Source organism: Bradyrhizobium macuxiense (assembly GCF_007993935.1).
GTDB lineage: Bacteria > Pseudomonadota > Alphaproteobacteria > Rhizobiales > Xanthobacteraceae > Bradyrhizobium > Bradyrhizobium macuxiense_A.
This window is the reverse complement of record NZ_VITY01000002.1, coordinates 65,266-90,241: the sequence shown is the minus strand read 5'-3', so window position 1 is coordinate 90,241 and position 24,976 is coordinate 65,266. Positions and strand designations below refer to the sequence as shown.

At 62.9% G+C, this 24,976-nt stretch carries 24 protein-coding genes; 11 read left to right on the top strand and 13 right to left on the bottom strand.

Going from position 1 to position 24,976, the window contains the following annotated elements:
* Window positions 1-145: 145 nt before the first annotated feature.
* Window positions 146-1,534 (bottom strand): cation-efflux pump, encoded by a 1,389-nt coding sequence (locus tag FBZ93_RS04685; protein ID WP_146984818.1) that lies wholly within the window; start codon window positions 1,532-1,534, stop codon window positions 146-148.
* A gap of 744 nt (window positions 1,535-2,278) precedes the next feature.
* On the opposite strand from FBZ93_RS04685, the gene FBZ93_RS04680 reads away from it, so the two are divergent.
* The gene (locus FBZ93_RS04680; RefSeq protein WP_146984817.1) at window positions 2,279-2,878 is read left to right on the top strand and encodes a hypothetical protein; all 600 of its coding nucleotides are present in this window, start codon (window positions 2,279-2,281) and stop codon (window positions 2,876-2,878) included.
* Between the two features lie 545 nt (window positions 2,879-3,423).
* Window positions 3,424-3,918, top strand: a complete 495-nt coding sequence (locus FBZ93_RS04675) for a septal ring lytic transglycosylase RlpA family protein (protein ID WP_208763965.1) — start codon at window positions 3,424-3,426, stop codon at window positions 3,916-3,918.
* A gap of 126 nt (window positions 3,919-4,044) precedes the next feature.
* Here FBZ93_RS04675 and FBZ93_RS04670 read toward each other — a convergent pair whose 3' ends face one another.
* The 8 genes from FBZ93_RS04670 to FBZ93_RS04640 all read right to left on the bottom strand — a co-directional run bounded on the left by FBZ93_RS04670 (window position 4,045) and on the right by FBZ93_RS04640 (window position 12,545).
* Window positions 4,045-4,869, bottom strand: a complete 825-nt coding sequence (locus tag FBZ93_RS04670; RefSeq protein WP_146984815.1) for a L,D-transpeptidase — start codon at window positions 4,867-4,869, stop codon at window positions 4,045-4,047.
* A 223-nt stretch (window positions 4,870-5,092) separates the two neighbouring features.
* Complete coding sequence (locus FBZ93_RS04665; protein WP_146984814.1) at window positions 5,093-6,061, bottom strand: zinc-binding dehydrogenase; 969 nt, start codon at window positions 6,059-6,061, stop codon at window positions 5,093-5,095.
* 333 nt (window positions 6,062-6,394) lie between these two features.
* Window positions 6,395-7,390, bottom strand: coding sequence for an NAD(P)H-dependent flavin oxidoreductase (locus FBZ93_RS04660; RefSeq protein WP_146984813.1), 996 nt, complete (start codon window positions 7,388-7,390; stop codon window positions 6,395-6,397).
* A gap of 317 nt (window positions 7,391-7,707) precedes the next feature.
* Window positions 7,708-8,142: a CBS domain-containing protein gene (locus tag FBZ93_RS04655; protein WP_050423996.1), complete on the bottom strand. Its 435-nt coding sequence runs from the start codon at window positions 8,140-8,142 to the stop codon at window positions 7,708-7,710.
* A 309-nt stretch (window positions 8,143-8,451) separates the two neighbouring features.
* Complete coding sequence (gene oxlT / locus FBZ93_RS04650; RefSeq protein ID WP_146984812.1) at window positions 8,452-9,771, bottom strand: oxalate/formate MFS antiporter; 1,320 nt, start codon at window positions 9,769-9,771, stop codon at window positions 8,452-8,454.
* A gap of 239 nt (window positions 9,772-10,010) precedes the next feature.
* Window positions 10,011-11,306: an oxalate/formate MFS antiporter gene (gene oxlT, locus FBZ93_RS04645; protein WP_146984811.1), complete on the bottom strand. Its 1,296-nt coding sequence runs from the start codon at window positions 11,304-11,306 to the stop codon at window positions 10,011-10,013.
* Between the two features lie 254 nt (window positions 11,307-11,560).
* Window positions 11,561-11,704 carry a hypothetical protein gene (locus FBZ93_RS40475; protein ID WP_167350175.1) on the bottom strand — a complete coding sequence of 48 codons (144 nt, stop codon included), beginning with the start codon at window positions 11,702-11,704 and terminating at the stop codon, window positions 11,561-11,563.
* A 334-nt stretch (window positions 11,705-12,038) separates the two neighbouring features.
* Entirely contained in the window at window positions 12,039-12,545 is a 507-nt protein-coding gene (locus FBZ93_RS04640) for a DUF2147 domain-containing protein (RefSeq protein WP_146984810.1), read from the bottom strand.
* A 134-nt stretch (window positions 12,546-12,679) separates the two neighbouring features.
* Here FBZ93_RS04640 and FBZ93_RS04635 point away from each other — a divergent pair, with 134 nt between their 5' ends.
* The 7 genes from FBZ93_RS04635 to FBZ93_RS04605 all read left to right on the top strand — a co-directional run bounded on the left by FBZ93_RS04635 (window position 12,680) and on the right by FBZ93_RS04605 (window position 17,820).
* A complete protein-coding gene (locus FBZ93_RS04635) occupies window positions 12,680-13,237 on the top strand; it encodes a DUF2975 domain-containing protein (protein WP_146984809.1) in 558 nt (185 codons plus the stop codon).
* Between the two features lie 10 nt (window positions 13,238-13,247).
* Complete coding sequence (locus tag FBZ93_RS04630) at window positions 13,248-13,490, top strand: helix-turn-helix domain-containing protein (RefSeq protein ID WP_024579626.1); 243 nt, start codon at window positions 13,248-13,250, stop codon at window positions 13,488-13,490.
* A 176-nt stretch (window positions 13,491-13,666) separates the two neighbouring features.
* Window positions 13,667-13,852 (top strand): periplasmic nitrate reductase, NapE protein, encoded by a 186-nt coding sequence (gene napE / locus FBZ93_RS04625; RefSeq protein WP_146984808.1) that lies wholly within the window; start codon window positions 13,667-13,669, stop codon window positions 13,850-13,852.
* A 70-nt stretch (window positions 13,853-13,922) separates the two neighbouring features.
* Window positions 13,923-14,183: a chaperone NapD gene (locus FBZ93_RS04620; protein ID WP_146985347.1), complete on the top strand. Its 261-nt coding sequence runs from the start codon at window positions 13,923-13,925 to the stop codon at window positions 14,181-14,183.
* A 21-nt stretch (window positions 14,184-14,204) separates the two neighbouring features.
* Window positions 14,205-16,718: a nitrate reductase catalytic subunit NapA gene (napA, locus tag FBZ93_RS04615; protein WP_146984807.1), complete on the top strand. Its 2,514-nt coding sequence runs from the start codon at window positions 14,205-14,207 to the stop codon at window positions 16,716-16,718.
* The gene (locus tag FBZ93_RS04610) at window positions 16,715-17,185 is read left to right on the top strand and encodes a nitrate reductase cytochrome c-type subunit (RefSeq protein ID WP_433995379.1); all 471 of its coding nucleotides are present in this window, start codon (window positions 16,715-16,717) and stop codon (window positions 17,183-17,185) included. The genes napA and FBZ93_RS04610 overlap by 4 nt, the downstream gene beginning before the upstream one ends.
* Window positions 17,182-17,820, top strand: a complete 639-nt coding sequence (locus FBZ93_RS04605; RefSeq protein WP_146984805.1) for a NapC/NirT family cytochrome c — start codon at window positions 17,182-17,184, stop codon at window positions 17,818-17,820. Before FBZ93_RS04610 ends, FBZ93_RS04605 begins: the two co-directional genes overlap by 4 nt.
* 120 nt (window positions 17,821-17,940) lie before the next feature.
* Here the strand turns inward: FBZ93_RS04605 and FBZ93_RS04600 are convergent, their stop codons facing one another.
* The gene (locus tag FBZ93_RS04600) at window positions 17,941-18,924 is read right to left on the bottom strand and encodes a cysteine synthase A (protein WP_146984804.1); all 984 of its coding nucleotides are present in this window, start codon (window positions 18,922-18,924) and stop codon (window positions 17,941-17,943) included.
* A gap of 878 nt (window positions 18,925-19,802) precedes the next feature.
* Between FBZ93_RS04600 and FBZ93_RS04595 the strand changes: the two genes are divergently transcribed.
* The gene (locus FBZ93_RS04595) at window positions 19,803-20,138 is read left to right on the top strand and encodes a hypothetical protein (protein WP_146984803.1); all 336 of its coding nucleotides are present in this window, start codon (window positions 19,803-19,805) and stop codon (window positions 20,136-20,138) included.
* A 99-nt stretch (window positions 20,139-20,237) separates the two neighbouring features.
* A complete protein-coding gene (locus FBZ93_RS04590) occupies window positions 20,238-20,819 on the top strand; it encodes a YybH family protein (protein ID WP_146984802.1) in 582 nt (193 codons plus the stop codon).
* A gap of 241 nt (window positions 20,820-21,060) precedes the next feature.
* Here FBZ93_RS04590 and frc read toward each other — a convergent pair whose 3' ends face one another.
* The 3 genes from frc to FBZ93_RS04575 all read right to left on the bottom strand — a co-directional run bounded on the left by frc (window position 21,061) and on the right by FBZ93_RS04575 (window position 24,915).
* Window positions 21,061-22,338, bottom strand: a complete 1,278-nt coding sequence (frc, locus tag FBZ93_RS04585; protein ID WP_050423978.1) for a formyl-CoA transferase — start codon at window positions 22,336-22,338, stop codon at window positions 21,061-21,063.
* 61 nt (window positions 22,339-22,399) lie between these two features.
* Window positions 22,400-24,130, bottom strand: a complete 1,731-nt coding sequence (oxc, locus tag FBZ93_RS04580; RefSeq protein ID WP_146984801.1) for an oxalyl-CoA decarboxylase — start codon at window positions 24,128-24,130, stop codon at window positions 22,400-22,402.
* A gap of 89 nt (window positions 24,131-24,219) precedes the next feature.
* Window positions 24,220-24,915 (bottom strand): GntR family transcriptional regulator, encoded by a 696-nt coding sequence (locus FBZ93_RS04575; protein ID WP_050423979.1) that lies wholly within the window; start codon window positions 24,913-24,915, stop codon window positions 24,220-24,222.
* Between the last annotated feature and the right edge of the window lie 61 nt (window positions 24,916-24,976).

The window sequence follows — 24,976 nt, the reverse complement described above, 5'->3', positions numbered from 1 at the left end:
CCCACGATGCATCCGAATCATGATCATTTGAATCCAGATTTCCGGGGCTGTCGAGAGTCAACGATTCGTTAATGCGAAATAATTCTTGTCAAAAACAGAATCGGGTTGCGCAAAGTGAGTCCGAAAGGAGAACGGCTCCGTAGAATTACGCGCGCGTCGGTTCTGCGTGACTGATCACACGCTTCACGGTCGGGAACGCGCGGCGCAGTCTGCGTTCGATCTCGTCGACGCTTTCGTGCACCTTGATCACACTCATCGAAGGCTCGGCGCGGCAATGGAAGTTGACGATCTCGCCGGCGTCGGTGTTGCGCACCCGCACATTGTGAATGTCATGAATCGCGCCGCCATCGGCAAATCCGGTCAACGCGGTCTTGATCGCTTCGACGCGGTCGGGCGCGGCGTCTGTTCCCCACGGCAGTTCCGGCTCCAGCGGCTCGATATGGGTGTCGACCTCGACGTCCTCGCCGAAATCCTCGCGGATCGCGCGTTCGAGCTCGTGGGCGATGTCGTGTGCGGCATCCAGCGCCATGTCGCTGTCGACCTCGAGGTCGATGCCGACGATCAGCTTGCCGTCGATGTCGTGCACGGTGACGTGGTGGATGGCGAGGCCGGAATTGCGCGCGATCACCATGATGCGTTCGCGCACGCTCTCATTATCGCGCGCCACCGGCACCGCGGTGAAGGTGAGGTCGGCATCGCCGAACGCCTTGCTCATCGCCTCCTGCGCCCGGCGCTTGATGTCCTCGACGCGGTCGATCGGGTAGGTGCGCGGCACCTTGGCGATGGCATCGATGAAATGCGTCGCGCCGACCATGCGGACCCGCAGCCGGTCGACGTCGACCACGCCCGGTACGGCCTTGATGGCCGCGGTGGCCTTTTCCAGCGCGCCTTCGGGCGCGCGGTCGAGCAGGGTCTCGACCGTCTCCCGCGCCATGCGCAGGCCGAGCAGGGCGATCATCACGGCGACCGCGATCGCCGCCGCCGCGTCGCCCCACCAGAAGCCGAAGCCCGCCAGCACCAGGCCGACGATGACGGCGGTCGAGCCCATCACGTCGGAGGCGAAGTGCAGCGCGTCGGCGGCCAGCGCCTGGCTCTTGGTGTCGCGCGCGGCGCGGTGCAGCGCGCGGGCGCGCCACAGATTGACGCCGATATCGAGGAGGAGAACGATGAAGGGGATGGCCGAGATCGACGGCGGCGGGGCTCCCTCGCGCAAATGGCTGTAGGCCTGCACCAGGATGCCGCCGGCCAGCACATAGAGCATGGCGATGATGCCGAGCGCCGAAACGCTCTCGAACTTGCCATGGCCGTAATGATGTTCGGCGTCGGCCGGCTGATCCGACACCCGCACCACCGCCCAGGTGATGATGGTGGCGACCAGGTCGATCGAGGAGTGCAGCGCCTCGGAGATCAAGGCCAGCGATCCGATGGCGATGCCGACGACGAATTTCGCGACGGCCATGCTGCCGCTGGCAAGGATCGAGATCGCGGCGACGGATGTCTTGGTCGAGGATGTGCTGGTGTTTGAAGAGGTCATGGGCGGCGGTGTAGCAGGGAGTCCGTGAACATCAAGTGTCAGTCGTCGTTCGCCATGCGCAATCGCAACTCACTTGCAAGAGCACCTTCGCGCCAAAATCACGCTGTCGTCCTGGCGAAAGCCAGGACCCACAACCACAGGGTCGTGTCGTTGAACTGAGCTGTAGCCACTGCATCGCGTCAGAACTGGCAATCGGGGTAATGGGTCCTGGCTTTCGCCAGGACGACACCGATGGTCCTCGCGCGATGGCAACAATTCTCATCGCCGCAAGAAGGCGATCCCGCTTATCACGAGACGTCAAGCACGCTATCATGCCATAGCTTGGACAAGACTGAACGGGAGGCTGGGCGCTGATCGACCCTGACGAATACCGAGACGGCAGTCTTGGATGACATTGGACGGAAGAGGGACACGCCAATGAACTCCACACCCACTCCGAATGCAGGTGAAGCTGGCGCGGGCCCAGCTGTGAGCGCCGATGAACGGCTTGCGGAAGCCCACAAGCAGATCGTCCGCGCGGATGAAGAGCTCACGCGCTTGAGCGAGCGGCTTGCAAAGATGGAGCGCGACGCTGCGCCCCCACCGTCGGCACTGTCGCCACCGTCGCCAGCGTCGGCTGAACCTGTCCCGCCCTCGGCCGGACCTGCCGCTTCATCCGGTCCTGGTGCTTCCACCGGACCTGCTTCGTCCGGACCTGGCGCGCAATCATCGTCCGGAAGGCCGGCTTTCCGGGCCCTTGCCGCCTTGTCGATAGCGGCGTGTATCGTCGTCGCTGTGCTGGCTTCGCAGTCGTCCTATGGTGCGAGAGCCAAGCTGGTTGTCGCCCGCTGGGTGCCGCAGCTCGCTTCGGCGCCATCATTGCCGCCGAATGATCCGCCGCTTCCGGCGCAGCGGGCTCCATCTGCCGTTCAAGTTGCCGCGGCGGAGCCTGCGCCGCCGCAACCGGCGCCCGCGCCGCCGGCCGCAACGCAGGACGCCGCGCCGAAAGCAACGCCGGACACCGCGCCGCCGGCTCCTGCAGCGGCTCCGGATGGGACCGAGCTGCTGCAAACCATCGCGCGCGATCTCGCGAACGTGCAGCGAAACATCGAGCAGCTCAAGGCGGAGCAGCAACAAACGGCGCGCGAGAGCTCCAAAGCCATCGAGCAGCTCAAGGCAAGCCAGGAGGAATTGAAGCGGGCGCTTGCGAAGGTTTCCGAGCAGAAGGCGTCGGCGCCTCCGACGCAGCCGCCTCCAACGCAGCCGGCTCCGAGCCCTCGCAAGCCCCAGCGAACATATGAGCCGCCCTACGCGAGAGGGCCGCCTCGGATGCCGCCAAGGGAGTGGCTCTACGACGACTGGTAGCCGTCGATGCGATGATCATCGAATCTCCCCGGCAACAGCGCCTCGATGCAGCACCGTAGGATGGATAGAGCGAAGCGAAACCCATCGCTTGCGAGCCGTGCGGTGAGATGATGGGTTTCGCTGCGCTCTACCCATCCTACGGCCCCCACGTCGCCACGATCATCGAGCGCCTTGCGATGTCGGCGAATCTGTCGACCTGCTTGATTGGCAGCTGCAGCTTGCGCGCTTCAGGCGCGGGCCAGATGTCCTTGCGCACTCGTCGAAGATCTCGCAGATCTCCGTAATCGAGCGGGTGCGGAATGTGACGTCGCCACACTGTTCACGCGCCCCGAAAACGTTCTGTTCAGTCATGCTGCTGACGCAATCTCTGTCTTAGTCGGCGGCAACTAAAATACTGTGTGGGACCGCTGCGGTTCCCACAATGGTTCCGTCGCCGGAATTGGCACGAATCCGCAAAGAACTGGCCTCGAGTTAACACCTCCACGGTCACTCGCCATGTTCTGCGGAATCGGGAACCGAACGCGAGAAAAATCAGTCAAGGAGTTATGATGCTGTTCGGCTCGAGCGCCGCAGTTTGCGGCGCCGTAGTTGCGCTCACCATTTTTGGCCGAGCTGCTGGAAGTGAAATCGGTGCGGTTCATTCAAGCGATGTCGTCAATGCTGCTTGTGGGGATACGATCGTTGGCGCGGCATCCATGTACAATCCGTTCAAGCCCGGCAAGGAGGAAGGCGGTCCGAGCACTGCTTCCGGCGAGCGCTATGATCGCTCGGCCTGGGCGGCCGCCATCAAGACAAGTCTGCGTCGAAAGTTTGGCGGGGTCGAATTCGGCGCAAGGCCGAAATATGCCCTGGTCGAGGCGGCAGGCAAGAAGGTCATCGTCAAGATCAACGATGTGGGGCCACTCAGGCCTGGCCGCATCATTGACCTCAATGAGCGGACGATGAGCTATTTCGATCCCAGCCTGCAGCTCGGGGTCATCAATGATGTAAAAGTCAGCCCGCTTGCCGGGGATTATTGGAGTCCCGGACCGGTGAGCTGAACATCGCGCGCGAAAAGACGGCACGGCATCGCTGGTCCCGGTGTTGGGCTTCACATGCGGCTCTTCTTCCGGCCGGCTCACAAGTACGCGCGCGCCGCGCGCTTCTCCGTGATGCAACCAAGTCGATCACGACCGTTGCGACGGCGATGCCTGGTCCGGTGTTTGGAAGGCGGCGTCGGGTGGCGTTCCCGGGGATGATCGATGGGCTGATGTTGCTGGAAGCACGATCACTTTGGCTCCGATTTTCACCCGCTCATAAAGATCCGTGACGTCGTCATTGGTCAGCCGGATGCAGCCGGATGAGACCCGCTTCCCGATCGTATCGGGTTTGTTGGTGCCGTGAATTCTATATTCGGTCTCGCCCAGATACATCGCCCGAGCGCCAAGCGGATTTCCGGGACCGCCCGCCATGAACCGCGGCAGATAAGGCTGACGCGAAATCATCTCCGAAGGCGGGCGCCAATCCGGCCATGCTGTTTTGCGGGCCACGGTCTGTTCACCGGACCATGTGAAGCCTTCGCGGCCGACACCGATGCCGTAGCGCATCGCTTGCCCGTCGTTCAGAACGAGATAGAGGAATGTGTTTTCGGTATCGATGACGACGGTGCCCGGCGTCTGGCGGCTGACGTAGTCAACCACCTGCCGATCAAGTCTTCCGGGGGCGACAGCGGCTTTTGGTGTTTCGATCCGAGGCGACGGGGGCGCGATAGGAGCCGAGACCGGAGCCGGAACTGGCACTGGTATGTGAACCGGAGTTGGTGTGCGGGCTGGAGCTGGAGTTGACAGCGCGAGGACTTGATGCGCGGTCGATTTTTTTGTCGGTTGAATGCTCGCCGGGCGAGACAGCAAACCGTACCCCAATGCGGCAGCGGCCATGGCGCCGATTGCAACTCTTCCGGCCACCGGTAGCGCGAGCGTCTCCGTCTTCGCACGCTTTGCCCGCTTTGCCATATCTTTCCCCAGACCGCTTCGTCTGGACGAGTTACCCAGCAAATTCTAACAAACTGCCAAGCGATTTCGCTCAGGCGGGAAGTCGTTAATCGTCGTTAACGCCGGCTCGGAGGGCGGATTGGCCCACCGGGTTCGCGCGAAGCGCGGCCCGATGACAGGCTCCGGCGTCATCCGCCGTGCATCCGGTAGAAGATGGCGGATACGCTCCGCGCTGCGCACCCCGCTACAGCGTCACCACGATCTTGCCGAGGTGCTTGTTGGCTTCCATGTGCTCGAAGGCCTTGCCGATGTCGGCGAATTTGTAGACCTGGTCGATCGGCAGCTGCAGCTTGCGCGCCTCGACGGCGGGCCAGATGTCCTTGCGCACCGCCTCGAAGATCTCGCGGATCTCCTCGATCGTGCGGGTGCGGAAGGTGACGCCGATATACTGGATGCGGCGCGCCGCGTGCAGGTCGAAGTTGAAGTCGCCGTGGGTGCCGCCGAGCCGGCCGACATTGACGATGCGGCCGTTGACCTTGGTCGCTTTGAGATTCTGGTTGGCGACCGATCCGGAGACCTGGTCGACGATCAGATCGACGCCTTCGCCATTGGTCGCTTGCAACACCTGATCGACCCAGGCGGGATCCTTGGAATCCACCGCAAGATCGGCGCCGAATTCCGTCAAGCGGCCGCGGCGCATCGCGTCGGTCGAGGAGCCCACGACGAGCTTGGCGCCTTTCAGCTTTGCGATCTGCATTGCCATCAGGCCGACGCCGGAGCTCGCGCCCTGGATCAGCACGGTCTGGCCGGGCTGCAACGCGCCTGACGTGACGACGGCGTTGTGCATGGTGGTGAGCGCGACGGGCAGGGTGGCGGCCTCGTCGAAATTCATGTTCGAGGAGCTGCGAAACAGCCTGCCATGATCGGCGAGCGTGTACTCGGCGAACGCCGCGCCGCCCGAGCCCATGATCTTGTCGCCGACCTTGACGCCTTTGGCGTCGGGACCGAGCTCGGCAACCTCGCCGGCCCATTCCATGCCGAGCACGGTGCCGATGCCGCCGGCTGCGCCGTGTGCGTGGCCCTTGGTCATGCCGAGATCGGCGCGGTTCAGCCCGCAGGCGTGAACCTTGACCAGCACCTGGGTGCCCTTCGGGATGGGCTTTGCGACGTCGGTGATTTCAGGGCCGTTGGCGCCGTATACGTAAGCTTTCATGGGCTTGTTCTCGTTTGAGTGGCTTAACTCGGCAGTATGTGTACCGTGATCCTGCGAGGCTGTGAATCCGTTCACCCCGTCATTGCGAGGAGCGATAGCGACCAAGCAATCCATGCTTCCGCGTATGCCGCCCGATGGATTGCTTCGCTTCGCTCGCAATGACGTGGATAAGGCGATGCGCATTATCCCCGTCATCCCCGCGCAAAGGCTCCGCCTTTTGTCGCCGGACGTGCGAGCGGAGCGAGCCTCGAAGGATGAACGGCCCGGCTGGTGGCCGTCGACCCTTCGAGACGCGCTTCGCGCTCCTCAGGGTGACGGATCACTTCTTGAGACTTACTCCGCAGCCTGGCGCTTGCCACCGGACATCATCGCCTCCAGCCGTTCGCGGATGATCGCTTCCGCCTCGTGCACGATGCGCGAGATCAGTTCAGCGCAGGACGGGATGTCGTGGATCAGGCCCTGCACCTGGCCGGCCGACCAGATGCCCTCGTCGGCATCGCCGGTCGCGTAGACCATCTTGCCGCGGGCGCCGGCGACCAGTTCGCGGACGTCCTCGAACTTGGCGCCTTCCTTCTCCATCGCAACGACCTTGGTCGAGATCGCATTCTTGGCGACGCGCGAGGTGTTGCGCATGGTGCGGAAGATCAGCTCGGTCTCGCGCTCGTCATTGGCGACGATGCGTTCCTTGACGAGCTGATGGATCGGGCTCTCCTTGGTGCACATGAAGCGCGTGCCCATGTTGATGCCTTCGGCACCGAGCGCCAGCGCTGCCACCAGGCCGCGGGCATCGCCGAAGCCGCCGGAGGCGATCATCGGGATCTTCACCTTGTCGGCCGCGGCCGGAATCAGGATCAGGCCGGGCGTGTCGTCCTCGCCGGGATGGCCGGCGCATTCAAAGCCGTCGATCGAGATCGCGTCGGCGCCCATCCGCTCGGCGGACAGCGCGTGGCGCACGCTGGTGCACTTGTGCAGCACCTTGACGCCGTGCTTCTTGAACTCGTCGACATGCTCCTGCGGCTTGTTGCCGGCGGTCTCGACGATCTTGATGCCGCTCTCGATGATGGCCTGGCGATACTCGGCGTAGGGCGGCGGCTTGATCGCGGGCAGGATGGTGAGGTTCACGCCGAACGGCTTGTCGGTCAGCTCGCGGCAGCGCGCGATCTCCTTGCGCAGATCGTCCGGCGTCGGCTGCGTCAGCGCGGTGATCATGCCGAGCGCGCCGGCATTGGCGACGGCGGCAACCAGCTCCGCGCGGCCGACCCATTGCATGCCGCCTTGCACGATCGGGTGGTCGACGCCGAACATTTCGGTGAACCGTGTCTTGATCATTCTGCCCTCGTTTCCATCGGAATTTTCCGCGACGCGGACGGCCGCGCACGGTGTTGTTTTTGGATGTCGAGGGAAGGATGCAGTCCTGTCCGGCAAATGTCTACCGGTGACCTGCGGCGTGCCCATGCGGAAATGCCGGGGCGCGGAGGTCAGGCGAGGGTAGAGCAAAGAGTTTTGGTCAACCGCTCAGGAGCGCGGACCCGGAGCGCACTGTTTCATCCGCGTCATTGCGAGCGAAGCGAAGCAATCCATTTCGCCACTTGCGGAGCGATGGATTGCTTCGTCGCTGCCGCTCCTCGCAATGACGGTGGTTGGCGTTACGCCGGCACAGCGTCCTTCTTCGACGCGGCGGTCTCCTCGTCGAACGCGGCCGCGATGTCGCGCATGCTGACGACGCCGATCAGGCTGTAATTGTCGATCACAGGCACGTGGCGAATGTGGTGCTTGGTCATCAGATGACGGATGTGCTCGAGCGTGTCGCTCGAGGTGCACGACACCAGCTGCTGCACCGAGACCAGTTGCGAGACCTTCATGCTGGCGCCGGCCGCGCCGTGCTCGGCGATCGCGCGCACCACGTCGCGCTCGGTGAACATGCCGACGGCGGTGTTGCCCTCGGTGCGAACGACATCCTTGACCACGAGCGCGCTGATATTGCTGGCGCGCATCAATTGCGCGGCGATCGCCACCGTCTCGTTCATGCGAACCGTGGCGACGCGAGGGGTCTTCTTGCGCAGGATATCTCCGACTTGCATGGCAACCTCCTTGGTTATTGTTGATAGGATTCTGGTATACAAAATACCAATTGTCAACGCCGCCGTCGCAGAAATCTATCACCAGGAAACAGCTGAAATAGGCAGAATAGCTGACGTTTCAGACGATTGTGACTGGAGGTGAGCAGGCGGGTCATCCGCCGCTCTGGGTATCTCTGGCATCTGGTATTCCTAAGCCCGCCAAACGAAAGAGGCGCACCGAAGTGCGCCTCCATCAGTTCAACGGGAAATCCCGAAATCCGCCAGTCAAATCAGGTCGGCATCTCAGGCTGTCTTCGCTAGGCCGGCATCTCAGGCCGTCTTGGCGTTGGTCGCGGTCTCGGCTGCGGCCGCAGCTGCCTCGTTGCCGTTGATGAACGCGCGGCGCATCGGCTTGATCACGAGCAGCGCCATCAGCGCCGCGGTGGCGTTGAGGGCGACCGCGATCACGAACACCGCCTGCCAGCCATAGCTGGCGGCAACGATGCTGGCGGCCGGCACCAGGAGCGCTGCGGTGCCTTTCGCGGTGTAGAGCATGCCGTTGTTGGTGGTCGCGAATTTCGAGCCGAAGGTGTCGCCGCAGGTCGCCGGGAACAGCGAGTAGATCTCGCCGAACACGCCGAAATAAACCGCGGTGGCCAGCACGAACACCAGCGGGTTATGACCCCAGGTCGACAGCGTCAGCAGCATCAGCGCGCCGGTGCCGAACGCGATGAACATGGTGTGCTCACGGCCGATATTGTCGGAGACCCAGCCGAAGAACGGCCGTCCGAAACCGTCGAAGATGCGGTCGAGCGAGATCGCGAAGGTCAGCGCGGCCATCTGGAAGCCGGCGAGCGAGACCGGCGTCGTGGCGATCTTGTAGTCGTGGGCGATCGGCGCGATCTGCGCCGCCGCCATCAGGCCGCCGGAGGCGACCATCACGAACACCAGATACATCACCCAGAAGATCGGGCTGCGCAGCACCTGCGGCGGCGTGAAGTCGATCTTGGTCTGCGGCAGGTTGAGCTGCTTCTTCTTCGGCGGGATCGAGACCGCGGGCTTCTGGATGAAGAAGGCGAGCAGGAACACGATCAGGCCTTGACCGATGCCGAAATCGAAGAACGCGGTCTGGTAACCGCTCGAGGCGATCATGTTGGCGATCGGCACCACGGTCAGCGCCGCGCCAGCGCCGAAGCCTGCCGCGGTGGCACCGGCGGCGAGGCCGCGGCGATCGGGAAACCATTTCAGCGCATTGCCGACACAGGTGCCGTAGACCGAGCCGGCGCCGATGCCGCCGATGACGGCCGCGGCATACAGCATGGTGAGTGAATCCGCGTAGGAGTTCAGCACCCAGGACAGCATGATCATCACGCCGCCGAACATGATGACGATCCGCGGGCCGTATTTGTCGACGAACCAGGCCTCGACCGGCACCAGCCAGGTCTCGGTCACCACGAAGATCGTGAAGGCGAACTGGATTGCCGCGCGGCCCCAGTGATGCGCGCCGTCGATCGGATCGACGAACAGCGTCCAGCCGTATTGCAGGTTGGCGATCATCGCCATGCAGACGATGCCCATGACGAGCTGCAGCCAGCGGAAGCCGCTGAACGAAGGTTGGGCTTGTGTTGCGGCAGTATTGCTGGAAACCATCAAATCCTCCCGAGCGCGCCTGGTCTTCTTGTGACCCAGTGTCGCAATTGTTGTGGCGTATCGTCGCAAGCACTTGGCGGGAGGTTGGTATACTATATTCCAGAAAGCAAGCCCATCTTTCTGCTGCGCCGCAGCAAAACTGGCATACTTTGGGCTGATTTGGACTCGCGATCGGTGCCGCAAAATGAAAAACGCCCGGCATTGGCCGGGCGTTTTCGTCAGCAGAAGTGGCGCGTTGCCTAAGCCATCGCCGTTGATTTCGCGACCACGGTTTTCCGCCATGGCTTGAGCACGGATATCGCGAGCAGCGAGGCCAGGATGTTGGCGCCGGCTGCGATGATGAACACGTTGTCCCAATTGCCCGACGATTGCTGCATGTAGTTGGCGATCGGCACTAGCAGCGCCGCGGTGCCTTTCGCGGTGTAGAGCAGGCCCGCATTCGTCGTCGCGAACTTGGCGCCGAACGTGTCGGTGCAGGTCGAGGGGAACAGCGAGTAGATCTCGCCCCAGGCGAAGAACACGAAGCCCGAGAGCAGCACGAACCAGATCGGATCGTGGCCCCAGAGGTAGAGCATCCAGATGCCCAAGCCTTCCATGCCGAAGGCGATGAACATCGTGTTCTCGCGGCCGATCATGTCGGAGATCCAGCCGAAGAACGGACGCGTCAGGCCGTTGAGGACGCGGTCGATGGTGGCTGCGAAGGTCACGGCCGTCATCGTCACCGCCATCAGCGTGACCGGCACGCTGTCGACCTTCCAGTCGACCGCGATCGGCTTCAGGTTCGCCGTCACCATCAGGCCGCCGGCGCCGACGATCACGAACATGAAGTACATCAGCCAGAAGATCGGCTGCCGCAGCACTTCGGTCGGCTGATAATTGCGTCGGGTCTGGATGATGTTGGCGTTCTGCACGACGGCCGGCACCTGTCCGGCCTTCGGCGCGAGCAGGAAGAAGGCGAGCAGCACGATGATGATGCCCTGGCCGAGACCGAAATACAGGAAGGTGGTCTGGAAGCCGGAGTCCTTGATCATCGCCTGGATCGGCGCGACCGTGAGCGCGGAGCCCGCGCCGAAGCCGGCTGCGGTGATGCCCGCCGCAAGCCCGCGCTTGTCGGGAAACCATTTCAGCGCGTTGCCGACGCAGGTGCCGTAGACGCCGCCGGCGCCGATGCCGGCGATGATCATGCCGAGATAGTAGCCGTTCAGCGAGGTCGCCTGCGCGTTGATCGCCCAGCCGATCGCGCAGAGGATGCCGCCGATCAGCACGACGAGGCGCGGACCGTATTTATCAACGAACCAGCCTTCGACCGGCACCAGCCAGGTCTCGAACAGCACGAAGAGCGTAAAGGCCCACTGGATCGATGCGCGATCCCATCCAAACTTCTTCTGGATGTCCGGCACGAAGAACGTCCACCCGTATTGATAGTTTGCGATCATCACCATTGCGGCGACGCCGATCGCAAGTTGCGTCCAGCGATAGGTGTCGCTGACACGCGCGGCCGCGGGGGCCGCAGTTGCCTGAACCATGTCCGACATTCATCCTCCCAGTGCGCGCTTTGTCGTTCTGCTTGTGGCGCGGCGCGATCATCTTGGTATCCGATATGCCAAGGTTCAAGCTGTCGCATGGGCAGCGTGCGCATATGCCGCAGAAGACTCAGGCGCGCGGGAACACTAGTTCAGCGCGCAAAAAAATGGCCCCGGAAATCGGGGCCATTGGTCGAAGGTTCAATGTCAGATCGCATCTTGCAGCGAAACACGCGCGGCGAAGGGCGCCGGGAAATTGCTGTGCCTCAGAGGCCGAAGCGCGGCAGGTCGCCGTTGCGGTTGGAGATCTCCGCGCTCTTCATCAGCAGGCGGTCGATCGAAGCCAGCAGGCGGCCGAACAGGGTGGAGGAGGGCGCGAGCGCGATGGCGGTAGCAGTCGTCTTGGACATTGGTGTCCCCTTTCACTGGAGGCCAGCAATGGGCCGGCATCATCTGCAGCCAAACTATGTATACCAGATGCCAGATGCAACGGACTTGTTTGCATAGCAGCATTCGCCACTGTGCATTGCAGCATAGTTGGGCCCCTGGCATCCCAGATCCGGGGGAAAGCGGCGTGAAACCAGAGCCTTGGATCAGGCGTTCCCGGCAGCCGGATTTCGGGCCGCGGCCCCCGTCGCGCCCGCGCGGCGCGGCCGTCATAAAGAAGGCCGCCCCGATGGGCGGCCTTGAGTGACTGGGTTTGCTTTTCTTCTTGGCCGAGTGAAGGGTCGGGGCCAGATCCCTTCACCGCGTCCAGTCTTCGCCCGCGCACAGCGTTCCCATGCAGCCGCGCACGTTCAACGTGCCCGACGACACCAGCGTCACCGAGCTCTCATAGGTCTTGCCGTCGTCGGCGTTGTAGATCCGGCCCGCCCATTTGTTCGGGCCGGCAGGCTGCATGTTGATGAACAGCGACATGCCCATTACCGGCCGGGTGCGCTGCGCGGGATCGGCATTCTTGTCGTCGAGCTGCGGCTTGCCGGTGGCCTTGTCGGTCGGCTCCTTCAGCCAGACGACACGGCCGCACAGCGCGGCGCCGCAGCGGTGGACCTTGATCCTGGCGTCGCCGGACTGGGTCAGCCAAACGCCGGCCGGATCGTTGGCCTTGTCGGTGGCTTTGGCGGCGTCGGCGGTGCCGCCGAGGAGCGGGATGTGCAACGCCGCCACGATCAGGCGGCGGGTAAGGTGAGCGTGGATCAGCTGCTTTAGGGCCTTGAGCTGGCCATTACTATCTGCGGGTAAAGTCATCATCCACCTTATTCATGAAAAATTTCATGATAAGCATGAAATAAATCACGTTTTAGGTTGAGTCAACAACATTACCAAGGCATGATGCATCCCAGCCGTAATGGCCTGTTTGGCAAAATTTTTTTCGGGTGGGTGCGATGGGGAAATCGGTTCGCGAGCAGCGCCAGCTTTGGTTTCGAAGGCTCGATCGGGCGTTCTGGGTAATCTGGGCCGCGCTGCCGGTGGTGCTGTGGCTCGCCTATTACCGCACCACCACCGCCTCGGTCACGATCGCCGAAAGCCTCACCGGCGAGCAGGCCAAATGCGCCGCCATCGTCGCCAACCCGCTCACCATGTCGGCCAAGGGCCAGGTGCTGTTCTGGTCGCTGTTCGCGCTTGGGGTATCGTTTTACGCGGTGTTGATCGGCATCCTTCATCGCATGGTCAATCGATTCGCCAACGGGCGGATCTTCGTGTCCGAAACGCTGCAAGGTGTCTGGTGGATGGGGATCTTCCTGGTGGTCTGGCCGTTTGTGGATACGATCACGACCGTTGCGGTGAGCTATGCCTTGTATCAACTCGGCGACATCAAATTCTTCCTGCCGAGCTACGGCGTCGACGTCAGCACCGTCGCCGGCGGCGTCTTCCTGATGGCGCTGAAGTTCGTGATCGAGCACGCCATCCTGCTGCAGTCCGAAAACGAGCTGACGATCTGAGGTGATGCCGGTGCCCATCGTGGTGAACCTCGATGTCATGCTCGCCAAGCGCAAGCGCCGCCTCGGAGACCTTGCGGACGCGATCGGCATTTCGATTCAGAACCTGTCGATCCTGAAGACCGGCAAGGCCAAGGCGATGCGCTTCTCGACACTGTCGGCGATCTGCCGCGAGTTGGACTGCCGGCCGGGGGACATATTGGAATATGTGCCGGGCGATGAGGGCGGTGATGCCGAGAGCGGCGAGGGTGGTTGATGCCGACAATCAGTCGCCAAGCATCACGGTGACACGGCGAGCCAAATTCGCTGCGCGAGGCCTCTGCGCCGCCCGTTGATCTGAATCAATGTTGGGTGACCGGCGCTCACTAGATTGACGCCCAAGGCAGCGGCCCGGATGCCGTCCCTCCAACGTCCTGAATGAGAGACACGGTCATGGCGGTCGCAGACAGCGACGCGAGCGCGCGGCTTCGCCGAACGCGGATGGAAATCTTCGCCTTCCTGTTCCTGACCGCCATCCTGATGCCGGGGCTCGCGGTCGCGACGGTGGGCTCATACGGGCTCGCGGTCTGGATTTACCAGATGGTCGCCGGCCCGCCCGGTGCGCCTCCGCCACATTGAGACAGGGAGCGACACCGTGCGCGACACCGCAATCAATCGCCGTACGCTGATCACCGGCCGCCAGCTGACGATGGAGCGCGTCGTGGCGCCACCCGGCGACGAGATCGCCAGCATCCTGGTCCAGGCCCGGCCCGAGCGCCTCGATGCGGTCGAAGCCGCCATCCTCGCGCTGTCCGGCTGCGAGATCTTCGGCCGCGATCCCAGGGGCAAGCTCGTTGTCGTGGTCGATGCCCCCGATGCCGGCGCGCTCGGGGCGACGCTGAACACGATCGCCCTGTTGCCGCACGTCCATTCCGCCTCGCTGGTGTTTCACGCCATCGACGTCTGCTGAAGCGCGCCGGAGAGACCAGCCATGACCGAAACCAAGCTCGACCGCCGCCAGATGCTGAAGCTCGAGGCCGCCGCCATCGCCGCGGCCGCCGGTGGAATGCCGGTCGCGTCGGTCGCCGCAAATCTCGTCACCGAGCGCGATGCCAGCGAACTCGACTGGAACAAGGCGCCTTGCCGCTTCTGCGGCACCGGCTGCAGCGTCATGGTGGCGACCAAGGACAATCGCGTCGTTGCCACCCATGGCGACATCAAGGCCGAGGTCAATCGCGGCCTCAACTGCGTCAAGGGCTACTTCCTCTCCAAGATCATGTACGGCCATGATCGCCTGACGCAGCCGATGTTGCGCAAGACCAACGGTAAGTATGACAAGAACGGGGACTTCACCCCGGTCTCGTGGGACGAAGCGTTCGACATCATGGCCGAGAAGTTCAAGGCGGCGCTGAAGCAGCGCGGGCCGAGCGGCATCGGCATGTTCGGCTCCGGCCAATGGACGATCTGGGAGGGCTATGCGGCTTCGAAGCTGTTCAAGGCCGGCTTCCGTTCCAACAACATCGATCCCAACGCACGCCACTGCATGGCCTCCGCAGTGGTCGGCATGATGCGCACCTTCGGCATGGATGAGCCGGCCGGTTGCTACGACGACATCGAGGCTACAGACGCCTTCGTGCTGTGGGGCTCCAACATGGCGGAGATGCATCCGATCCTGTGGACGCGGGTCACCGACCGCAGGCTCTCGGCCTCGCATGTGCGGGTCGCCGTGCTTTCGACTTTCGAACACCGCTCGTTCGATCTCGCCGACATCGGGATCGTGTTCACGCCGCACTCCGATCTCTACATGCTCAATGCGATCGCCAATCACATCATCAAGACCGGACGCGTGAACAAGGATTTCGTCACGGCGCATACCGTGTTCAAGCGCGGCCAGACCGACATCGGCTACGGCTTGAGGCCCGATCATCCGCTGCAGAAGAAGGCGACGGGCGCGGCCAAGGCCAACGATGCCACCGACATGAGCTACGACGACTATGTCAAATTCGTCGCCGACTACACGCTGGAGAAGGCGGCGAAGATGTCGGGCGTTCCGCTCAATCGCCTGGAGGCGCTGGCCGAGCTTTACGCCGACCCGAAGACCAAGGTCGTCAGCTTCTGGACCATGGGCTTCAACCAGCACACCCGCGGCGTCTGGTGCAACAACCTCGTCTACAATCTTCACCTCCTGACCGGGAAGATCTCGGAGCCGGGCAACAGTCCGTTCTCGCTGACCGGCCAGCCCTCGGCCTGCGGCACCGCGCGCGAGGTCGGTACCTTCTCGCACCGGTTACCGGCCGACATGGTCGTCACCAACAAGGCGCATCGCGACAAGGCGGAAGAGATCTGGAAACTGCCGGAAGGCACGATCCCGGACAAGCCGGGCTATCACGCGGTGTTGCAAAGCCGGATGCTGAAGGACGGTCTGCTCAACGCTTACTGGGTGCAGGTGAACAACAATCTGCAGGCCGGTCCCAATATCAACGAGGAGATCTATCCGGGCTTCCGCAATCCCGACAATTTCATCGTGGTGTCGGAAGTCTATCCGACCGTCACGGCGCTCGGCGCCGACCTGATCCTGCCGACCGCGATGTGGGTCGAGAAGGAGGGCGCCTACGGCAACGCTGAGCGGCGCACGCAGTTCTGGCACCAGCTCGTGACTGCGCCGGGCGAGTCGCGTTCCGATCTCTGGCAATTGATGGAGTTCTCGAAGCGCTTCAAGATCGAGGAAGTCTGGCCGGAGGAACTGCTGGCGAAGAAGCCGGAGTACCGCGGCAAGACGATGTTCGACGTGCTCTATCGCAACGGCCAGGTCGACAGATTTCCGCTCTCCGACATCGAGGCGGGCTACGCCAACGATGAATCGAAGGCGTTCGGATTCTACGTCCAGAAAGGGCTGTTCGAGGAATATGCCGGCTTCGGCCGCGGCCACGGTCACGACCTCGCGCCGTTCGACACCTATCACAGCGAGCGTGGGCTGCGCTGGCCCGTCGTCAACGGCAAGGAGACGAAGTGGCGCTTCCGCGAAGGCTCGGACCCGTTCGTCGGGCAGGGCAGGGGCGTGCAGTTCTACGGCTTTGCGGATGGCAAGGCGCGCATCTTTGCGCTTCCCTACGAACCGCCGGCGGAATCGCCCGATGGCGAATACCCCCTCTGGCTCTCTACCGGCCGCGTGCTGGAACACTGGCATTCCGGCACCATGACCCGGCGCGTGCCCGAGCTTTACCGGGCGTTTCCCGAGGCGGTCTGCTTCATGCATCCGGATGATGCGCAGGAGGCCAAGCTACGGCGCGGCGACGAGGTCAAGGTGATCTCGCGCCGCGGCTTCATCCGGGCGCGGCTGGAGACCCGCGGCCGCGACCGTCCGCCGCGCGGCCTCGTGTTCGTGCCCTGGTTCGACGAGTCGAAGCTGATCAACAAGGTGACGCTCGATGCCACCGATCCGCTCTCGCTGCAGACCGATTTCAAGAAATGTGCCGTGCGCATCGAGAAGGTGCAGCAGTCATGACCAGGAACCTGCACATCGTCCTGCTGGTGTTGGCGATCGGGGCCGGCACAGGCACGTTGGCAGCGCAGTCGCTCAATTCCGGGCTGCGCGGGCCGACACCGCTCAACGATGAAGGGCCTGCGCCGCCGATGGCGCCGACGCGCAACACGTCGGAGCGGGAGGTCAGGAACTATCCCGAGCAACCTCCCGTCATCCCGCATTCGATCGATGGCTACCAGGTCGACCTCAACAGCAACAAATGCCTGTCCTGCCACGCACGTGCCCGCACAGGCGAGTCGCAGGCGCCGATGGTCTCGATCACACATTTCATGGATCGCGACGGCCAGTTCCTGGCGTCGATTTCGCCGCGCCGGTTCTTCTGCACCGAATGTCACGTCCCGCAGAGCGTGACCAACCCACCTGTCAGCAACGACTTCGTCGACATCGACACGATGCTGAGCCGCGCGGCTCCGGGCGGCCGCCGATGAGCGCGGCCGATCCGAAGACCTCGAACGAGGGCCTGCTACGGCGTGCGTGGGCCTTTGCGCGCGAGCTGTGGGATGTGCTGGTGCGGCCGAGCACGGTGTTCGGGCTCGGCGTGCTGGTGATCGCCGGCTTCGCCGCCGGCGTGATCTTCTGGGGCGGCTTCAATACCGCGCTCGAACTGACCAATACCGAGAAGTTCTGCACCGGCTGCCACGAGATGCGCGAGAATGTATTTGCGGAGTTGAAATCGACCATCCATTTCAGCAATCGCTCCGGCGTTCGCGCCACCTGCCCGGACTGTCACGTTCCACACAACTGGACCGACAAGATCGCGCGCAAGATGCAGGCCTCGAAGGAGGTTTGGGGCCATGTGTTCGGCTTCATCGACACCCGCGACAAGTTCGTCGACAAGCGGCTCGAGCTCGCGCTGCATGAATGGGCGCGCTTCAAGGCCAACGATTCACTCGAATGCCGCAACTGTCACAGCGCTGAATCGATGGATATCACCAAGCAGTCCCCGCGCGCCTCGGTGGCTCACCAGCGCTTCCTGTTCACCGGCGAAAAGACCTGCATCGATTGCCACAAGGGCATTGCCCATCACCTGCCCGACATGCATGGAGTGCCGGGCTGGCAATGAGCCGCCGGCTTTTGCGCCACCAACTGGTCTGACGCAGGTCCCCGTTGTCGTTTGTTGGCCGAGTTGAGTGAGGTTTACGCCGCCGCCTGCCTCCTCGGCGGGGCGAGGGCGACCGCCGGCTCAACTCAACCAGCGCGGCAGCGGCAGGTTTTTCTTGCGCAGGAAATCCGGATTGAAAAGCTTAGACTGGTAGCGCTGGCCGCCGTCGGCGAGGATGGTGACGATGGTCTTGCCGGGGCCGAGGTCGCGTGCAAGCCGCATCGCTCCGACGATGTTGATCGCGCTCGAACCGCCCAGCACCAGCCCCTCATGTTCGATCAGGTCGAACAGGACGGGCAGCGCCTCCTCATCCGTGATCTGGTAGGCCATGTCGATCGGCGCGCCTTCGAGGTTCTTCGTCACGCGGACCTGGCCGATGCCCTCCGTGACCGAGTCGCCCTCCGTCGTCAGCTTGCCCTTGGTGAACCAGTTGTAAAGCGCGGCGCCCATCGGATCGCTGAGCGCAATCTTCACGTTCGGATTGCGCTCCTTGAGGGCGCGCGCAACGCCGCCCAGGGTGCCGCCACTGCCGACGGCACAGGTGAAGCCGTCGATCTTGCCGTCAGTCTGCTGCCAGATCTCGCGGCCGGTCGTGCGATAGTGGCCGTCGCTGTTGGCGACGTTGTCGAACTGGTTTGCCCAAAATGCGCCCACCTCCGCGGCAAGGCGCGCGGAATAGCGCGCATAGTGGCTCGGGTCGGAATAGGGCACGGCGGGTATCAGGCGCAGGTCGGCGCCGTAGAGCCGCAGCAGGTCCTGCTTCTCCTGACTTTGCGTGTCGGGCATCACGATCACGGAACGATAGCCGCGGGCATTGGCCACGAGCGCAATGCCGATGCCGACATTGCCGGCCGTGCCTTCGACGATGGTGCCGCCCGGCTTGAGCAGGCCGCGTTGCTCGGCGTCGTTGATGATCGCGAGGGCCGCCCGATCCTTGATCGAGCCGCCCGGATTGAGGAATTCGGCCTTGCCGTAGATGTCGCAACCGGTGGCATCCGATGGCCCGCGCAGCTTGATCAGGGGTGTATTGCCGATCGCATCCAGAACACCCGAGCGAACATTCATGCTGTCGCACCCTTCGTCTTGTTCCCCTATCTTACGCTGGGCCGGTCAGCGCGTTGGTGCTGTTCTCGCGGCGATTTGGGAAGCATCTCTATCGTCTGCGCGGCGATGCCGGTGATTTCGTTCTCTTTGAGGAGCGCGAGGCACGCGAGCCTTCACTTCGATTCCACGAGCCCGGGACGACGCGGAGATGCGGATCATGGTGTGATGATAGCCAACGCCCCAAGGAAGGAGGTGCCCGTCATGCGAAGGCTGACTATTCTCACCCTCGGGGCCACGATCGCTGTTCCGACACTTGTCGCGGCGCAACCCATGACTGCGCAGCAATATCATAAAGAGAGGGTCCCTGCGCGTGCCCCGAGGACAAGGACATGGCCGGAAACAAATGCGGAAGGCGGAGCGCCTTCTGTGAGAGCGACAGCATCGAAATTGAGAATTGCTATCTGAAGGACGCTGAGCACCAAAAGCAAACAGCGTGCTCGTTCGTTTACGATCCGATCCGGTCGCCGCCCGCGCCGAAGAGGTAATCGAACAGGGCGCTATTTGCTGCGCTGCATTGGTCCACACATGGGCTTTGGCGGACGTGCGCGCAGCGACTGGTCTTCATCATCGTCCACTGTTCGATGTGGGCGAAAATCTCGCAGGCACACCACCACCGAATGAGTGACTTTGTCCTGAGATTGAGGTAGCTTTTTTGCCCAAATAGCATTTTGGTTTGGTGGGGCAAAGACGGAGTCGCCTCTCAGGCGACCAATTTTTTAATCCAATTTCCTTCGGATCCGCTCTTTTTCGGGGTCCTTTTGCACTCAGGCGGGCGCGAGTCGCAAGAGGAGCAGGGGCAAAACGCGCTTAGAGGTCGTCGCTCCCTGAGGAGGACTACCGTGAAGAAGCAATTTCCTTCATATTCAATTCTGCGGACCACGGCTCGTCATGAGCGCGCCGGCGCCAGCCCCTCGGCCCTCAAATCGCTCATAAGGATGAACGCCGAGCTCGATTTTGGCCCGATACTTGGCTCCGTAAGGACGCCGTGCCTGCTCTTGCATCGGGCAGGTGATCGCGCTGCGGTTGTGGCAGCAGCGGCACCAAACCAGGTCCTCGTATCCAGCACATTGAAGAATCTCGTGGCTCGGTCGAACATTAAATTTCAGGATTATGGCAGCCGCACATTGAAGGGGCTCGACCATAAAACCCGGCTGTTTGAGATGGCCGCGCACTAACGCTGGAATTCTTTCCATTGCTTCGGGCAAAAGGTGACGACGCGCTGGGACGAGATCGATCGAAATGGAGATATCGATAGAAGTATGAGGAGACAGACCATGTCGACTACGCTGCACCAAAGGAGCCTGCTCATCTCGGCGATATTCGGATTGGCCGTCAATTGTGCTTTGATTTCGACGCCTCTCGCCGAGGTCCAGGGCCAAAAACCGATACAGGATCCCATCACAGGTAACGAAGATCTCGGTGACCTAAGCCAGCCTCAACAGGCCCTGGCCCAATTTTACCGCGGGTTCAACACTCGCGATCTGAAGATGATCGACGAGAACTTTGCTGATTCCAATGAGGTCGCAATTGACAATCCTCTCGGAGGGATTCGGCGGGGAGCAGATCAGCCGCACTTGATGTACCAGGGAGTCTTCAAAAGTTCGGCGGACGTTCACGTTGAATTTTGGGACTATACCATACATCGCGCGGGCGACGTCTTTTGGGCCGTGGGGCGGGAGCGCGGCACCTACCATGATGGTGATGTCGTAAAAAATCTGAACATCCGCACCAGCCGAATTTTTCAACTGATGAATGGTCGCTGGCGCCAGATGCACCATCACGGATCAATCGAAGACGCCAAACTCCTTGGTGATTATCAGAGCGCAGTACGATCCGCAGCGCCGATCACGAAGTAAATTCGGGCCGACGCGAACGGCGGCGAATATTCCGCTTCTGATCGCGCATCGCGTCGGTTTCGCGGCGACACGGCGCGATGGTCATTCTAGGCGCGAAGCGGACATGAACCGGCAGGCAAAACCGGCTTGATCGGTCGAAGATGATCCTTAGCGGATCAACACACTAGATCCGTGATTCCAAGCCAAACAAAAATGGCCGCGGTTGCCCGCGGCCATTTGGCGTGTTGCTTGAGCGTGCGGCTTACTCGGCGGCCTGCTTGCGCGGCGGGTCGAGCGCGCCGGAGTCGTGGATCTCGGCGACCTGGTGATCTGAGAAGCCGAGCACCTCGCGGAGGATCTCGTCGGTGTGCTCGCCGAGCAGCGGCGAGCGCTGCACATCGCTCGGTGAATCCGACAGCTTGATCGGGTTGCCGACCGAGACGTACTTGCCGCGGGTCGGGTGATCGACCTCGACCACGGTGCCGGTCGCGCGCAGCGACTGGTCTTCCGCGATCTCCTTCATCGACAGGATCGGGCCGCAGGGGATGTCGTCCTTGTTGAGGATCTCCATCGCCTCGAACTTGGTCTTGGTCATCGTCCACTGCTCGATGCGGGCGAAGATCTCGTTGAGGCGCGGCAGGCGGGCCGGCGGCTTGGCGTAGTTCGGATCGGTCTTCCAGGTCGGCTCGCCGATTACGTCGCAGATCTTCTCCCAGACCGGGGCCTGGGTAATGAAGTAGATGTAGGCGTTCGGGTCGGTCTCCCAGCCCTTGCACTTCAGGATGCGGCCGGGCTGGCCGCCGCCGGAATCGTTGCCGGCCCGCGGCACGGCATCGCCGAACGGGATGCCTTCGCCGAACTGGCTGTATTCCTTGAGCGGGCCGTGGGCGAGGCGCTGCTGGTCGCGCAGCTTGACGCGGGCGAGGTTGAGCACGCCGTCCTGCATCGCCGCGGTGACGCGCTGGCCCTGGCCGGAATGGGTGCGCTGATAGAGCGCGGTGACGATGCCGAGCGCGAGGTGGAGGCCGGTGCCCGAGTCGCCGATCTGCGCGCCGGTGACGAGCGGCAGGCCGTCGCGGAAGCCGGTGGTCGAGGCGGCGCCGCCGGTGCACTGCGCGACGTTCTCGTAGACCTTGCAATCCTCATACGGGCCGGGGCCGAAACCCTTGATCGAGGCGACGATCATCTTCGGGTTGATGGCGTGGATCTTCTCCCAGGGGAAGCCCATGCGATCCAGCACGCCGGGGCCGAAATTCTCGACCAGCACGTCGCACTGCTTGATCAGCGCGGTCAACACTTCCTTGCCCTTCGGGTTCTTGGTGTCGAGCGTGATCGAGCGCTTGTTGTGGTTCAGCATGGTGAAATACAGGCTGTCCACGTTCGGGATGTCCTGCAGCTGGCCACGCGTGATGTCGCCGACGCCGGGACGCTCGACCTTGATCACGTCGGCGCCGAACCAGGCCAGCAATTGCGTGCAGGTCGGACCCGACTGGACGTGGGTGAAATCGAGAATGCGAACGCCCTTGAGCGCCTTGGTCATATCTATTGCTCCGTACTCTGTCTGCCCCTGCACCCGCAGGGAGTGATGTGGGTTTGAGGGGTTACTTCTTCTTCAAAACGCTCTGCGGATTGAGATTGCCGATGCGGCCGCTCTCCGAGCCCGCCGCCGGATCGATCACCGCGTTGATCAGGGTCGGCTTGCCGGAATCCAGCGCCGCATTGACCGCGCGCTTCAGCTCGTCCGGCGAGGTGGCGTTGACGCCGACGCCGCCGAAGGCTTCCATCATCTTGTCGTAGCGCGAGCCCTTGACGAACACCGTGGTCGCCGGATCGTCGCCGGCGCTGTTGACGTCGGTGCCGCGATAGATGCCGTCATTGTTGAAGATCACGACGCAGATCGGCAGCTTGTAGCGGCAGATGGTCTCGACCTCCATACCCGAGAAACCAAACGCGCTGTCGCCTTCGACCGCGAGCACGGGCAGGCCGGTCTCGACCGCAGCCGCGATCGAATAGCCCATGCCGATGCCCATCACGCCCCAGGTGCCGACGTCGAGCCGCTTGCGCGGCTTGTGCATGTCGACGACGCCGCGGGCGAGGTCGAGCGTGTTGGCGCCCTCGTTCACGAAGATGGTGTCCGGACGTTCCGCGATGATCGCACGCAGCGCGCCGAGCGCACCGTGATAATCCATCGGCGAAGCGTTGCTCATCAGCTTCGGCGCCATCTTGGCGACGTTGTCGTCACGCTTCTTCGCGACGGTCGCGAGCCAATCGCTCGGCGCGGCCGACCAGTTCGCGCCCATCGCGTCGAGGAAGGCGGAGACGCAGGAGCCGATATCGCCGACCACGGGGGCGACGATCTCGACGTTGGAATCCATTTCCTTCGGCTCGATGTCCACCTGGATGAACTTCTTCGGGGCTTCGCCCCAGGTCTTGCCCTTGCCGTGCGAGAGCAGCCAGTTGAGGCGGGCGCCGATCAGCATCACGACGTCAGCTTCCTTCAGCACGGTCGAGCGTGCCGCGCCCGCGCATTGCGGATGCAGATCGGGCAACAGGCCCTTCGCCATGCTCATCGGCAGGAACGGCACGCCGCTCTTCTCGACGAAATTCTTGATCGCCTCGTCGGCCTGCGCATAGGCCGCGCCCTTGCCGAGGATGATGAGCGGACGCTTTGCGCTCTTCAGCACATCCAGCGCGCGCTTCACCGAGGACGGGGAGGGGATCTGCTCGGGTGCCGCGTCGATCACCTTGACCAGCGACTTCTCGCCGGCCGCCGCGTCCATCACCTGGCCGAACAGTTTTGCCGGCAGATCGAGATAAACACCGCCCGGACGGCCAGACACCGCGGCGCGGATCGCGCGCGCGAGGCCGATGCCGATGTCCTGGGCGTGCAGCACGCGGAACGCCGCCTTGCACAGCGGCTTGGCGATCGCGAGCTGGTCCATCTCCTCATAGTCGCCCTGTTGCAGGTCGACGATCTCGCGCTCGGACGAGCCGGAGATCAGGATCATCGGGAAGCAGTTGGTGGTGGCGTGGGCAAGGGCCGTGAGGCCATTGAGGAAGCCGGGCGCCGAGACCGTCAGGCAGACGCCGGGACGCTTGGTCAGGAAGCCGGCGATCGATGCCGCATAGCCGGCATTCTGCTCGTGGCGGAACGAGAGCACGCGAATGCCCTCCGCCTGGGCCATGCGGCCCAGGTCCGTGATCGGGATACCCGGCACACCATAAACGGTGTCGATGCCGTTGAGCTTGAGCGCATCGATGACGAGGTGGAAGCCATCGGTCAGTTCCTGCTCGGTGCCCGGTGCCTCGGACTTCGTAGCGGTATTCAGCATCGGCATCGTCTCCCTGATCGTTCTTTGTTCGGACGATCTGATTGTCGTCTGAAGCGGGTGTGGATTCTCAAACTTACGTGAACAGTTCTCTACGTGAACAACTCTTGGCCGTGGGCCTCGACATAGGCGGCAAGGCCGAGCGTGTGATCGCGTGCGCGCTTCTCGGCGAGCTCGGTGTCGCGCGCCTCCAGCGCCTCGATGATCCCGAGATGCTCGGGCAGCGAGGTCGCGGTGCGGTCCTTGCGGCCGATCGTGAGCTGGCGATAGCCACGCACATGCAGCAGCAGGTCGTTGGTGAGATCGACCAGCACGGGCGATTCCGACAGCGAGATCAGCGCCTGGTGGAAGGCGATGTTGGCCTTGGAATATTCCTCGATGTGATCCTGCGGCAGCCGGTCGTCGCTGAAGTCCTTGAAGAAGTCGCGCAGCGACGAGATGTCCTTCTTGCGCGCGGTGGTCGTGATCAGGCGCGCGGCCATGCTCTCCAGCGCCGCCCAGGCGCGGATCATGTCGACGATCTCCGCCTTGGTGCGGCGGACCACGACGATGCCGCGGCGCGGCACGGTCTTCACGAAGCCGTCCTGCTCGAGCATCGCGATCGCTTCGCGGATCGGCGTGCGGCTGACGCCGAGTCGCTCGGACAATGCGCGCTCGTCGAGCATCACGGGCTCCGGCGTCGCGTAGATGTCCATCTTCAGGATGGCTTCCTTCAAGGCCTCATAGGCCTTGTTCTTGAAGCTCGTCTCCGGCGCGATCCGGACGATGGCGATATCTGTGTCAGCCATGGTGGGCGACGCCTTGGTCTGTTTCGGTTCTGGCACGACTCGTCTCCTCCTCTTGGAGACG

Excerpts from the sequence above, each read along its gene's own strand:
- FBZ93_RS04655 (WP_050423996.1), bottom strand. The coding sequence starts at position 8,142 with ATGCAAGTCGGAGATATCCTGCGCAAGAAGACCCCTCGCGTCGCCACG.
- FBZ93_RS40475 (WP_167350175.1), bottom strand. The coding sequence starts at position 11,704 with ATGTCCAAGACGACTGCTACCGCCATCGCGCTCGCGCCCTCCTCCACC.
- napA (WP_146984807.1), top strand. The coding sequence starts at position 14,205 with ATGACCGAAACCAAGCTCGACCGCCGCCAGATGCTGAAGCTCGAGGCC.
- FBZ93_RS04670 (WP_146984815.1), bottom strand. The coding sequence starts at position 4,869 with ATGGCAAAGCGGGCAAAGCGTGCGAAGACGGAGACGCTCGCGCTACCG.
- FBZ93_RS04665 (WP_146984814.1), bottom strand. The coding sequence starts at position 6,061 with ATGAAAGCTTACGTATACGGCGCCAACGGCCCTGAAATCACCGACGTC.
- FBZ93_RS04675 (WP_208763965.1), top strand. The coding sequence starts at position 3,424 with ATGATGCTGTTCGGCTCGAGCGCCGCAGTTTGCGGCGCCGTAGTTGCG.
- FBZ93_RS04610 (WP_433995379.1), top strand. The coding sequence starts at position 16,715 with ATGACCAGGAACCTGCACATCGTCCTGCTGGTGTTGGCGATCGGGGCC.
- oxc (WP_146984801.1), bottom strand. The coding sequence starts at position 24,130 with ATGCTGAATACCGCTACGAAGTCCGAGGCACCGGGCACCGAGCAGGAA.
- oxlT (WP_146984811.1), bottom strand. The coding sequence starts at position 11,306 with ATGTCGGACATGGTTCAGGCAACTGCGGCCCCCGCGGCCGCGCGTGTC.
- napE (WP_146984808.1), top strand. The coding sequence starts at position 13,667 with ATGGCGGTCGCAGACAGCGACGCGAGCGCGCGGCTTCGCCGAACGCGG.
- FBZ93_RS04575 (WP_050423979.1), bottom strand. The coding sequence starts at position 24,915 with ATGGCTGACACAGATATCGCCATCGTCCGGATCGCGCCGGAGACGAGC.
- FBZ93_RS04685 (WP_146984818.1), bottom strand. The coding sequence starts at position 1,534 with ATGACCTCTTCAAACACCAGCACATCCTCGACCAAGACATCCGTCGCC.
- oxlT (WP_146984812.1), bottom strand. The coding sequence starts at position 9,771 with ATGGTTTCCAGCAATACTGCCGCAACACAAGCCCAACCTTCGTTCAGC.
- FBZ93_RS04590 (WP_146984802.1), top strand. The coding sequence starts at position 20,238 with ATGTCGACTACGCTGCACCAAAGGAGCCTGCTCATCTCGGCGATATTC.
- FBZ93_RS04620 (WP_146985347.1), top strand. The coding sequence starts at position 13,923 with ATGGAGCGCGTCGTGGCGCCACCCGGCGACGAGATCGCCAGCATCCTG.
- FBZ93_RS04640 (WP_146984810.1), bottom strand. The coding sequence starts at position 12,545 with ATGATGACTTTACCCGCAGATAGTAATGGCCAGCTCAAGGCCCTAAAG.
- FBZ93_RS04635 (WP_146984809.1), top strand. The coding sequence starts at position 12,680 with ATGGGGAAATCGGTTCGCGAGCAGCGCCAGCTTTGGTTTCGAAGGCTC.
- FBZ93_RS04605 (WP_146984805.1), top strand. The coding sequence starts at position 17,182 with ATGAGCGCGGCCGATCCGAAGACCTCGAACGAGGGCCTGCTACGGCGT.
- FBZ93_RS04600 (WP_146984804.1), bottom strand. The coding sequence starts at position 18,924 with ATGAATGTTCGCTCGGGTGTTCTGGATGCGATCGGCAATACACCCCTG.
- frc (WP_050423978.1), bottom strand. The coding sequence starts at position 22,338 with ATGACCAAGGCGCTCAAGGGCGTTCGCATTCTCGATTTCACCCACGTC.
- FBZ93_RS04660 (WP_146984813.1), bottom strand. The coding sequence starts at position 7,390 with ATGATCAAGACACGGTTCACCGAAATGTTCGGCGTCGACCACCCGATC.